This is a genomic window from Alkalibacterium sp. m-11, assembly GCF_054658155.1.
This window is the reverse complement of sequence record NZ_BAAGIR010000018.1, coordinates 16,524-28,313: the sequence shown is the minus strand read 5'-3', so window position 1 is coordinate 28,313 and position 11,790 is coordinate 16,524. Positions and strand designations below refer to the sequence as shown.

Here is an 11,790-nt window from a genome sequence, read left to right as displayed (position 1 = left end):
AAACGTTAATTTTTTTGAATACCGATCAAACTGGCCGATAGCCTGTCGAGACGTTTCACTTAATGTTTCTAAAGAAATGTAGGAAAACCATTTATTTATGGTCATTTTTGTTTTATACTTATCCATGTTGTAAGTCCTTTGTTTTGGTCTTGGATAAGTCATCCAACCCCATTATAAAGGACTTTTTTATGTCATGAAACAGTTAAATTTTTAATGCAACACTAGTGGTAATGTTTATTAAATGCAGATTTAGACGATTACCAAAATAGAGATTTCAATTCAGTTAACTAATATTGGAAGGAGCCAATTTTTAATGCAACACTATGGTTGGCTTTATTATTAAGGTAAAGTTCATCACTCTAATTTGGAAATAATTTTGTTTGATGAGTTTAGTTTTAGAGAACAAATATTCCCTTTTTTATGGTATACTTAAAGCGCCTACCAAACAAGTTGGTAGTAGATAATGTCTGAGTCCGTTTGCAAGCTTTATGCACTCTGGAAATGAATTAATTTGACTAGTCAGTATTGAACTGGCAAACTGTTGTACTAATATTGTCATCATCAGATTAATTACCACACTTTCATTGTTTAAAGTTGACGCTAACGCTCTCTGTACACTATAACATAGTTGTAAAGATCATGGTTGGCCTACATCTAAATGGGCAATAATTGTAGGCTTGTATGTCCGTTGTCAGAAAGGGAGTTATTAGTTGCCATGGCTAATCCTGGACTGACTAACTGAGGTGGAAAAAATAAATAAATATAAATTTTCTAGGAAAGATTATTCAATAAAAGGATATTTTCATTTTGATTATCCTGAACATATATCTAAAGTAGAAAGCTATGTCAAAAATCCTAATAAGATTGCATTACATAGCTTTTTTCCATTAATAGGTTATAAACAAGAGAGAGAAAAATATACAGTTAATATTTCAGAATATACTGATGGACGACCATATAAACCCGCTAGTCGCCCAATAAAATATGCGGGGCATTTAGATGGATACATTTATAAATACTATGCGAATCAATTAAATTGTTTTTACAATGAATGGGCTAGTGAAAATGGGATAGATGACAGCTCTATTGCCTACCGAGGAAATAAAAATGGGAAATCTAATATTGATTTTGCTGCTGAAGTGATTAATTATATTGCAAAACAAGAAGAAGCATATATTTTAGTCGGTGATTTTAAAGGGTATTTTGACTCTCTCAATCATCATCTTTTAAAGAAACGTATAAAAGAGGTTTTATTAACAGATTATTTAGCAAATGATTGGTATAATGTATTTAAATCTGTAACTAAATATGGATATATTGATAAAAATATAATCGAAGATTATTTTGGTATAGAAGCTTTTTTGAGACAACAAGGCTATAAAAAGTTTACATCAATTGATAAAAGTTTATCTGATTTTCGTATTTTGCATAAAATTAAGTCCAATGAATCAAAGAAAGGGATACCCCAAGGCGTGCCAATCAGTGCAGTGATGGCCAATGTTTATGCTATGAATTTTGATTGGAAAATTAATTCATTAGTAGAAAAATCCAATGGACTTTACCGAAGGTATTCAGATGATTTTATTATTGTTATACCTAAATCTTTAAAAGGGAACTCAGAAGAACAATTTCAAACAATAGTTGATACCGTATACCAGTTAGCTTCAGAAAATGAATTAATAATAGCGGAAGAAAAAACACATAAGTATAGGAAAATAAGCGAACAGATTTTTGAAATGAGTAAAAATACATCTTCTAAAACATGTAAAATCGATTATCTTGGTTTTGTATACGATGGAAAAACAGTAACTGTGCGTCAAAAAAGTATAGAGAGATTTTATACGAGAATGAGAAAATTTGTTAAATTAATGCAGCGAAAAAAGACATATAACAATAAGAATTGGAATAAGTCTGTAATGAAGAAAATACCACATAGAAATTATATATATGGTCTTTTTACAGATAGAGGCTTCAAGTTAGAAAATGGAAGTCAAAAAAGCAATTTTATAGAATATGTAAAAAGATCTCAGCGGACATTTGATAAAGTATCACCAAATACGGAAAATGCAATGCTAAATCAAATAAAAAACAGGAAGAAGAAACTAGAAAAGTTATTGGGCAAAAAAATTTATGTAAAACAAATTGATAATTAACTTTCTATCTACTTTTACTATAGAGAAAGCCAAATTGCAGATTTGAGGAGGGAAGATATGGTTGCAACATACAAAGTGGATAAAAAAGTTCTTGCTTGGGCGATTGAAAGTTCCAGTAATGATATTGTATCTCTCCAGAATAAATTCCCTAAAATAGAGATTTGGCTTAGTGAATCTTCTGAAATATCAATTGGCAATATACAAAAATTGAGTAAGATGTTAAATATTCCATTTGGCTATTTCTTTTTAAACGATATACCTCAGGAAGAAGTTTCTATCGCTAATTATCGCACAATTGATAATGAACGCTATCACGAATTAAGTCGAGATCTTTTAGAAACGATTTACGAGATGGAAAGAAAACAAGAATTTGTTAGACTAAGCCGAGTTAAAGATGGGTTTGATCCGTTACCTATTGTGGGTCGTTTTAATAAAAATACTGATTTTATGACAATAGCAAGTGATATTCGCGAAGTTCTAGGTTTATCTATTGATTGGAATCAAAAAGTAGACCGTCCTTATAATGTACTAACAGATTATTTAAATAAGGTTGGGATATTAGTTTTTAAAAATGGGATTGTTAAATCTAATACTCATCGTAATTTGAATCTTGAAGAGTTTAGGGCGTTTGTATTAATCGATGAGTACGCACCTTTAATTTTTATAAATGCAAAAGATAGTCAAACAGCCCAATTGTTTTCTTTGTGCCATGAACTTGCTCATATTTGGTTAGGAGTGCCAGAATTATTAAATACTTTTAATCAAGATTTCAATGAACAGATTGAAAACAAAGAATTAGAAAGACTGTGTAACCAAGTTGCTGCTGAAATATTATTGCCGAAAATACAAATCAAGAAGTTATTTAACAAAGATTATACAATTGATACTATTCAAACTGTTGCGCATTGTTTAGGCATTAGTCCACAAGTTGTTGCGATTAAACTAAGACAGGAAGAGTCTCTATCTTCTGAACAATTTGAACTAGTGTACAAAGAAGTTGTAAAATATGCCAATGAAAATCTTAATCATAAAAAAAAGAATGGAGATAGGGGAGGAAATTTTTATATAACAGCCTTAAGTAGATTAGATCATAGTTTTGTTAATTTAGTAAATAAAAAAACTTCTACTGGTGAGCTATTATATACTGACGCTTTTGATATGTTAAATATCAGTACTGGAGATACATTTGACAATCTCATAAATAAGATAGGGGTGAAACATGGTTAAGTACTTGTTTGATGCTAATACATTTATTGCACCCCATCGACTTTATTATTCCAATGATATCGCACCTAGCTTTTGGATATGGTTAGAGCAAAATTATGGCGACAATATATTTTTGATTGATAAAGTTAGAGATGAGTTGATAAACAATTCTGACTTTTTAGGAACTTGGGTAAGGAATGCTATTCATAATCACGATAATGTTTTATATACTAATTCTGATCAACATATAGTGGACAATTATGCTTCAATAATGCAATACATTACCACATGCGGCTTTTATAAACCGGCTAGTTACAATACTTGGGCTCAAGGTAATAAAGCTGATCCGTTCCTTATTTCTACCGCATTAAAATTCAATAATAATCGAGAAGAAGCTGTCATTGTTACTATGGAAAAGCGTCTGGGTGGATTAAATACTACGAATCCTACAAGTTCTGAACCTCGAATCCCAGATGTTGCAGATTACTATAATTTGCAGTGCATAGATGTGTTCGAATTTATGCGTCGATTAAATTCCAATTTGTAGGGTTTATTTAAAATATTGCCATCTATCTCAGGAGTTGTGAACACTACATGAGTGTATAGGACAGAATGAGCCATCTGTGCGACCTTCAGCAGCAGTGAGTTAACCTGTTATAAATGAGTTACAGACTCTTAGTTCTTAATAGACAAACTAAGTAGCCCTTGCTACTATAAGATTTTAATAAGGGCTATTTGTTTTGCTGCTGACTATCTTGCTCCAAGACAAATTAGTTTACAATTGCTCAGTTTCGTCTTTTTTAGATATAGATGTCTGATGATTATCATTTTAAAATTGTTTGAAATTCCAATCCAAATTATAGGGAAAAAGATGACTCCTTCAGAGTCATTTTTTTTTGCACATCCGCTAAATTTAGATAAAAAGTTGATTAAATATTCTTCCCTTCGATTCCATTTTTCTTCTAAACTTCTCCCAAACTTGTTCGATTCCATTTATTTCGGATTAGTTTCAGCTTTTTTGGCCTTTTGAATGAGAAAGCACTTCCGCCTATAGTAAGGGTGTACAAGGCCTTGTGCAAATAAAACAGAAGATCTTCAAGAAAAGGATCAATAATGAAAAGAAAATTAACAGAAGAGATGGAACATGATTTTTTCTTCGTTCATGAAAGTATCGTATATGGGGTGCTGAGAAAGTGCGGGATTCGCTTTAATCATCCGGACTACGATGACTATGTACAGATTGGATTATTGAAGCTGGTTGAGGCTTATGAGACATTTCCGGAAGATTTGTGTCAGGAAGCGTATTTCTATCAGTTTACCGGTTATGCCTTTCAGAAAATTCGTTGGGGAATTATTGATGAGATGAGAAAGGCGATCAAAAATGCGGAAAGAGAAACACTGATAGGTGAGGCGCTTGATCGTTCTGTGCCAGAAGAAGGTGTCGAATCGGATAGTGACTGGCTGGTCTGGGAGTTGATGCCGACGATGCTTAAATATTTGACGCCTAATGAGCAGCAGTACTTGAGAGATGCGGCAATCGATCAGCTGTCTATTACGGATATAGCGAAAAAACATAATGTCAGCCGGAAGACAGTGTATGAATGGAGAAAAAAGACCGCCATTAAACTGGCTCATTTTAAAGCAGTGCTGAAGAGTTAAATTCAAGGCTTATATTGATAAAGAGAGAAGGAAACTAGATGAGTAAGACAATTATTATTGATGCGGGACATGGCGGGACGGACCCGGGAGCAATCGGGTTTGGTGTGAATGAGAAAGACTGGACACTTGAAATAAGTTTATACCAGTATAAGCGGTTGAAAGCATTGGGTGCTCAAGTTGCGATTACAAGAAAGTCTGATGTGTCATTAGATCCCACTCAACGAATCGCTCGGATCAAAAATCAGTATGACGTCTGTGTATCGAACCACTGGAATGCGTTTAACGGTTCAGCACGGGGAGTAGAGACAATTCACTCTATCCATGCTAAGCCCGATTTTGCAAAAGACATAGCTGATTCACTAGTCAAAACAACGGGTCTTCCATTGCGCCGTGTATTCACTAGAGAAATTAGAAAAGGAACAGACTACTATTTCATGCACCGTTTAACAGGGAAAACAGAAACGGTCATCATCGAATATGGATTTATTGATAATGTAGTCGATCATCAAGTCTATACTCGCTCAGACATGTTTATCCAGGCAGCAGAAGCTGTGGTGGAATGTATTTGCAGAAAAATCGGTATTCAGTATGTGAAGCCGGACGGGTCAAAGAAGACAAGTCCTGACTCGAACGTTAAAGAGTCAAGTAAGCCAGCTCCTGATTATATTGGTAAAAGAGTGGAAAGCATACATGACGGACAACTGAGGTTTTACAATAAACCAAGTTGGGCTGATCAGGATGTGTTCGGGTATGTCACTAAGGGTCTGGGGTTTCCAACTATTTTAGAAAAAATTAAAGTTGGAAGAGGCGAACAATATAAAGTGAAGAATTCTGCCGGAAAGATTTTTTACATTACCGCTAGCTCAACCTATGTGCGACTAGTTTAAACAAAAAAGATAAACTCATATGAAAAACCGGTTTAAAGGTCAATAATCTAGATGAGAAGAAGCTTTTATTGCCAAAACAACTAAATTTGAGTAAAATAATAGTATAATATATACAAATAGTAATAAGGAGTGAGTAAATATGAGTATGAAAGAGAAGAAGCGTATTCAGATTCAAATAGATAAAGAAGTTGCCGAAGAAGTTGAACTGATTTTTGAGGAATTAGGATTAAATCAGACAACTGCAGTCAATGCATTTTATAAACAAGTACTAGCAAGTGGTGGCTTGCCCTTTGATCTAATGTTAACTAGGGAGCAAAAAGCAGCTATTCGTCTAAATCAAGCATCTAAACGCGCTCCATTAGAAAAGCTTGAGACAAGAGAAGAAGTCGAGGAGTGGTTTGCAAACGAAGAGTATGACTATGAATAACTATGATATTGTTACAGTATATGTGGCTTTTAGTAAAGGTGATGGGGGAAAATGAAGACCGATATTAGTTCTTGATTTTGATCGAGAGGGTATTGAATTCTACAGCTTAACTAGTAAATTTGCAAAAAAGTCGAAACGCATACAAAAGCAGTATTATAAAATTGAAGATTGGAAAGAAGCTGGTTTAGTCATTCCTTCCTGGATTGATATAGGGAAACGTATTTGGTTACCACTAAATGAAGTAGATAAAATTTCCAAAGTGGGTCAATTAACATTGAGAGATAAAGAAAAACTGGCAGATTTTCTGGAAAACTATTTTTCATAGGTAGTCTTCAAAATGTTACCTGAGATTTATAACATTTCGAATAAAAAAGAGGTGCTGACAGAAAGGTTTTACTCTTTCTGGCAGCACCTCTTTTTGGAAATCTAATGGATTTAAATGGATATTAATTGTTAAAATATTCACAAATGAAAGCAAAGGTTTAAAACTTACTACTTATTTCAGGCAACTGATAAGCTTTTCGTTCCAGCCAGTTAGGAACACAGTTCACTGATCTCAAATGAATAAAAATGTTTAGAAGGGTAAGAGCGAAGGTAACTGGATTAACTTGAGGTTAAGTAAATTAACAATAATCTCTATATTTTTAAGATTATTAAGGTATAATATTATTGAGTACTTTTTTTAACAAATAACTTTACTATTTACTTTGCTTTAATTAGGAGTAATAACAAATGGAAGTAAGAAATGTTTCGTCTTGGGAACAAAAAAATAACTTCCATTGTCAAATCAATCGCAACACTTTTATTAAAACAAGACATAGACCATTTAATTAGGAAGTGAACGGGCCACCCCCATGGGGGTGAAAAAAATTCGCTTCTTAATCGGTTTCGATCCGGGCTAGGTTGAGTCGCTTTTTAATTGTGCTATTTCTTGGTTATAACAGTCAACTGCCGATTCCAAATCCAAGACTTCTCTGATGCGTTTATTAATTCTATCAGCTGCTTCGATGATGGATTCTAAAGTAAACTGATGGAGGGAAAGCCCCTTAGGTATAAACTCTCGAAGTAATTTATTGAAGTTCTCATTTGACCCTCTTTCCCAGGAAGAATAAGCATGACAGAAATAGATGGACAAACGGTCAGTTTCAAGTTCAGATACTTTTGAAAACTCAGATCCATTATCAAACGTAATAGTCTTAAAGGCCTCTGGATTGGCGCTTAAAATACGTTTAAAAGCTGTTAGGACAGTTTCACTAGAGTAATCTCTAATTTTCATTGTGAGTGCATAACGCGTTTTTCTTTCTAGTAATGTGATGATTGCGGGTTCTTCTTTATTTTTTTGCCTTTGACTAAATCCGCTTCCCAATGACCAAATTCAATACGGTCTAAAACCTGTGGGGGACGATCAGAAATACTTTGTCCAAGCACTTTTTTATTTTGACCTTTAGGCTTACTCTTCTTGTTTTTACGAGGAGTTAAGCGATACATCACCGGCAAATCATGTGGTTTGATAGGCAATGCATTTTCCCTAATATAGCGGTAAACCGTTTTAAAGCAAGGAACTTTTTCTTTCGGGTTGTGTCGTGCATATTTCTTAACAAAGGTTTTAATGTTGTGAATACGGTTCTTACCTTTAAACCAGCCTTTATGGTGCGCTTTTTTTAGTTTATACCAAAACCGACCAGAGAAAGCTTTCAATCCTTTGGATTGACTGCGTTGCCTGTTTTGTAGATACTTTGTCTCCGAATAGTCAGCACGGTAAAGCACCACTTTTTTACCGTTAATAATTTGAGGGACTTTTCCGCGTTTGATTTCTCGATATATGGTGGATCGGTCACGTCCAAGTAGTCGAGCAATTTCAGCTTGTTTTTTGTCTTCGTTTAGCCATTTTTCAATTAACTCGCGCTCTTTAAATTTCAAATGTCCTTTGGTATTCTTTTTGTTAAAATGAGTGTGTGACATGAAGATTCGCTCCTATACTTTGTTGTGGTGACTTAAGTATACCGAATCTTCATGTCTTTTTTAATTGATGCGTTTCATTTTACAATACGCCAAAAAAAGTTGTAAGACTAAAAACCCATGTTTTGGGGAAATATAAAAAATAGAAGGTTGATTAATATGCAAAATAGAACATTATGCCTTTTATGGCAAAACCAACAGAGTAGACAATGGTACCATGTTGCTAATTTAACGCTGGAAGAAAATGACGATTATCGTTTTGCATATGAAAGCCAAAACAAAAAAAGAGGTTTAAAAGATGCCCTAGAAAATGGATATCATTTACATCCTTCTTTTCCGAGTGCAGTTAAAACGTACACTTCAGATAAGCTATTTAGCGCGTTTTCTAGAAGGTTACCAAATAAAGCGAGACCGGATTATGTGGAGCTTTTAAAAGCAAATAACTTGAGCGTTAAAAATGATGAGTTTGAAGTTTTAACTATGACTGGCGGGAAACTTATTTCAGATAACTATGAATTTGTTAAGCCGGTAGATTTTGATGGAAAAGATTTTAGCTTTGATTTTTATGTTCGTGGATGGCAACACTATAACGAAGATAAACGACAACTTAAAGATTTATCTGAAATTTCTTTTGAAACGGAAGAAGATAATGGTCAAGATCCTGATGCAATCATCGTGAAATATGCAGGGGAAACTATTGGTTATGTCCCTGCCTTTTATTCCGACTTTATGAAGACTGTTATTGAAAGTAATTCTAGATTTGAAGTTGTGAGCTTTGATTTTAACTCGCAGGCTTCTTCTCATAGGAAAGTAAACATCTTAGTTAAAGGACAAAAAGCTAATATACAAAAGACAGAACGAGAGACCAATCTATTGCTTACTGTTTAGCTATTCCTTTCTGGATTGAAATGGAGAAGCGGATTTGGTTACCACTGATGAAGTAAATAAAATTCCAAAGGAGGCCCTGAGAGAAAGAGTAACTTTCTGTTAGGGCCTTCTTTTTGAAAAATTACTGAATTTTCTAGGGTAGAAATTGTTCTGTTATTCACAAATAAAATCAGACTTTTAAAAGCTAACTACTTATTTCAGGCAGTTGAAAGAAAGCTCGTATCTCTTCCATATAGGGATTATCTTCACCATAGAGAGAAAAGATCAACTGCTGCGATTTAAAATAGGTTATGAATTCTAAATAATCAATGACCGTAAATTCAGGCAACTGATACGCTTTTCGTTCCAGCCATTTATTGACACTGTTCACTGGTCTATTGAACATTCGAATGAATCCGAGATGGGTCACTATCTTATCGATCAATTTCTTGTCTGAGTAATAGCATACTAGACATTTTTTCTGATTTTCGTCTTACATCCATTAGTAGGCATTCTGATATTGTGGTTGGTACCAATAGCCAATTCGTATATTTTTTTCGCACTGTTCATACAAAAAAAGCACCAACCGTAGCTGCTTCCAGCATTTAATACCGCAATTTATATTAGTGGATAATGAGATGTTTTGGAAGTAAAGATTTTAATTGGAGAGAATAAAAAAAGTCCCCCTCTTTAAATCAAAGATATACTCTATTCATGTATATCTATCCTTTTGTAGCTTTTACAAAAGCGTATCCTTTTTCTTCTAAGGATTTCAATCTGGGCTCAATTTTATCAACTACAAATTGGTAATCTATAAATTTGTCTGGATGTTCAAAATCTCGTTTGCTTAACCAAACAGTGTATTTTTTATCCGCAGGGATTGAATCAAAATCAACTATTCTTTTATTATCGATGATACCTTGTGCTGTCCAGAAAGAGAGGTACTGTTCATCAGGAAGGTCAGCGATAGCTTTCCAAGTAATCTTTGACCAATATTTAAATTTTCCCCAAATATCTTGTGACGAGATATATACATTCAATAAGAAATCTTTTCTATCCCAATGAAGAGAATCAGTGGAAGTGATATTAATATCTGGAAATAGTGTGCCTAAAGCATGAAAGTGAAGCTCGCTGTACTTTTCAAGTAAATAAATTTCTTGTGAAAAATCAAATTCATGTTTTTCTAGCAGTGTATGCCAAGATTGGTATATTTCTTTATGAATCTCCTCATCAGTTTTATTTGCTCTTTTTTCGGGAATTCCCCACGTGTTATTATCTATATATTGTTTGCGGGGCATTATTTCTTCATTTTTTTCAGTAAGAATATACCTAATTGTACTGCTTTCTTTATATTGTTTTACTAGTTCTAAAGTAGTACTTAGTATTCGATCTTTTTTCTCTTGAGAAAAATCTTGATAGTGTGATTGTAGATACTGGTAGAAATCTGTATCTATGTTAGACAATAGAGAGGTCTTTAAAGTACTATCTTTTTCAATTAAGCCTTCTAGTTCCTCTATTGTTGAATTTGAAGGTTGTTCATACAAGAAATATTCCTCTTTATTTTTTGTAAACGGATATGGATAACCCTTAGAATCTTTTCTCTGCATATCGTATAAAAGAGTATGGAGAAGTTTTTCTGGAGACCAATCAATAACTTTCTTATCTTCACCCTCTAGTTGCTTGGCAAATTCAAATGAAGAGTCATTTACTAAGATGTTGTAATAATTTGGATAGAACAGATAAACATAGATAACTAATAGTTGTTGAGTGGGTTGCACACGGTCAAGTTTTCTGCGAATAAAAAATTCATGATTTACATAATCGTTAAACTGCTCACGTTCACGTAAGTTCCGCTGTTCTCCTATTATCATTTTCTGGAATTTATCAGGAATAGGGGTCTTTAATTTAATTTTTAACTCACTGAAGTATTCCTTCCAAATATTGTTTGGATGTAAGTTATAAGGCAGTTCAATTTTCTGATTAATAATTTTTTGAAGAAACTTACTATTATTTCTTGCTAGTTGATTGTAATCACCTACGAAAACAATAGGAATCTTATTCTCAAGAAGGTTAAACAGCACATATATTTGCTCCTGTGTTTTTAAATCGATTCTATCAAAATCGTCTATAATTAATAATCTTTTCTTAAATGGAAAAATTTTGAGTATCTGAATATAAAATGCATCAGATTTCACTTTGAAGAAACTGCATACTGCAACAAAAAGAGCAATCCCACCAGTGATTTGTGCTCCCAGTGTATCAGTAATTTGAGATATACCTAAATCCACAACACCAGTCATCAAGATTGAAATAATAACTGATAATACTGTAACTATTTTTAATCCCCAGTATATTTTTGGCATTAATTTAGCAGAGGCAATTGTGACAACTGTTCGTTCATCTTGGACTCTCCATAAATCTAAAAAAGTAAACCATTTTTTTGAATACTGTCTTGTGTCACTTAAAAATTCAGTTTTTCCTGACCCCCATTGCCCATTAAGAAAATATGTTTTATTTTTTTCTAACAGTTCAGCAAAATCTTTTGCTGCTGTTTCTGTATTAACCTTTGTAAGTTCTAGAAATTTTTCCTGTGACTCTTTAGTTTGTTCAATCAATTAAAATATGCTCCTTT

At 33.4% G+C, this 11,790-nt stretch carries 9 protein-coding genes and 1 pseudogene; 7 read left to right on the top strand and 3 right to left on the bottom strand.

All coding sequences use genetic code 11. The features are described from left to right. Positions 1-743 precede the first annotated feature (743 nt). The 6 genes from ACYQ2O_RS03695 to ACYQ2O_RS03670 all read left to right on the top strand — a co-directional run bounded on the left by ACYQ2O_RS03695 (position 744) and on the right by ACYQ2O_RS03670 (position 6,332). A complete protein-coding gene (locus ACYQ2O_RS03695) occupies positions 744-2,153 on the top strand; it encodes a reverse transcriptase domain-containing protein (protein ID WP_346024772.1) in 1,410 nt (469 codons plus the stop codon). 57 nt (positions 2,154-2,210) lie between these two features. After that, positions 2,211-3,380, top strand: a complete 1,170-nt coding sequence (locus tag ACYQ2O_RS03690) for an ImmA/IrrE family metallo-endopeptidase (RefSeq protein ID WP_346024771.1) — start codon at positions 2,211-2,213, stop codon at positions 3,378-3,380. Further along, a complete protein-coding gene (locus ACYQ2O_RS03685) occupies positions 3,373-3,906 on the top strand; it encodes a DUF4411 family protein (protein WP_346024770.1) in 534 nt (177 codons plus the stop codon). The genes ACYQ2O_RS03690 and ACYQ2O_RS03685 overlap by 8 nt, the downstream gene beginning before the upstream one ends. A 566-nt stretch (positions 3,907-4,472) precedes the next feature. Beyond that, a complete protein-coding gene (locus tag ACYQ2O_RS03680; protein WP_346024769.1) occupies positions 4,473-5,018 on the top strand; it encodes a sigma-70 family RNA polymerase sigma factor in 546 nt (181 codons plus the stop codon). Between the two features lie 38 nt (positions 5,019-5,056). Continuing rightward, entirely contained in the window at positions 5,057-5,905 is an 849-nt protein-coding gene (locus ACYQ2O_RS03675) for an N-acetylmuramoyl-L-alanine amidase family protein (protein WP_346024768.1), read from the top strand. Between the two features lie 139 nt (positions 5,906-6,044). Next, positions 6,045-6,332, top strand: a complete 288-nt coding sequence (locus ACYQ2O_RS03670) for a type II toxin-antitoxin system RelB/DinJ family antitoxin (RefSeq protein WP_346024767.1) — start codon at positions 6,045-6,047, stop codon at positions 6,330-6,332. An 898-nt stretch (positions 6,333-7,230) separates the two neighbouring features. On the opposite strand, the pseudogene ACYQ2O_RS03665 reads toward ACYQ2O_RS03670, so the two are convergent. Then, a pseudogene (locus ACYQ2O_RS03665) lies at positions 7,231-8,294 on the bottom strand (IS30 family transposase). Positions 8,295-8,450: 156 nt separating this feature from the next. On the opposite strand from ACYQ2O_RS03665, the gene ACYQ2O_RS03660 reads away from it, so the two are divergent. Continuing rightward, positions 8,451-9,179: an HIRAN domain-containing protein gene (locus tag ACYQ2O_RS03660; protein WP_346024764.1), complete on the top strand. Its 729-nt coding sequence runs from the start codon at positions 8,451-8,453 to the stop codon at positions 9,177-9,179. A 184-nt stretch (positions 9,180-9,363) separates the two neighbouring features. On the opposite strand, the gene ACYQ2O_RS03655 is transcribed toward ACYQ2O_RS03660, so the two are convergent. Continuing rightward, a complete protein-coding gene (locus ACYQ2O_RS03655) occupies positions 9,364-9,564 on the bottom strand; it encodes a hypothetical protein (protein WP_459770725.1) in 201 nt (66 codons plus the stop codon). A 316-nt stretch (positions 9,565-9,880) separates the two neighbouring features. Then, on the bottom strand, positions 9,881-11,773 hold the full coding sequence (locus tag ACYQ2O_RS03650) for a P-loop ATPase (RefSeq protein ID WP_346024762.1): 1,893 nt from the start codon (positions 11,771-11,773) through the stop codon (positions 9,881-9,883). Positions 11,774-11,790 lie beyond the last annotated feature (17 nt).

Excerpts from the sequence above, each read along its gene's own strand:
- ACYQ2O_RS03690 (WP_346024771.1), top strand. The coding sequence starts at position 2,211 with ATGGTTGCAACATACAAAGTGGATAAAAAAGTTCTTGCTTGGGCGATT.
- ACYQ2O_RS03660 (WP_346024764.1), top strand. The coding sequence starts at position 8,451 with ATGCAAAATAGAACATTATGCCTTTTATGGCAAAACCAACAGAGTAGA.
- ACYQ2O_RS03685 (WP_346024770.1), top strand. The coding sequence starts at position 3,373 with ATGGTTAAGTACTTGTTTGATGCTAATACATTTATTGCACCCCATCGA.
- ACYQ2O_RS03675 (WP_346024768.1), top strand. The coding sequence starts at position 5,057 with ATGAGTAAGACAATTATTATTGATGCGGGACATGGCGGGACGGACCCG.
- ACYQ2O_RS03655 (WP_459770725.1), bottom strand. The coding sequence starts at position 9,564 with ATGTTCAATAGACCAGTGAACAGTGTCAATAAATGGCTGGAACGAAAA.
- ACYQ2O_RS03680 (WP_346024769.1), top strand. The coding sequence starts at position 4,473 with ATGAAAAGAAAATTAACAGAAGAGATGGAACATGATTTTTTCTTCGTT.
- ACYQ2O_RS03670 (WP_346024767.1), top strand. The coding sequence starts at position 6,045 with ATGAGTATGAAAGAGAAGAAGCGTATTCAGATTCAAATAGATAAAGAA.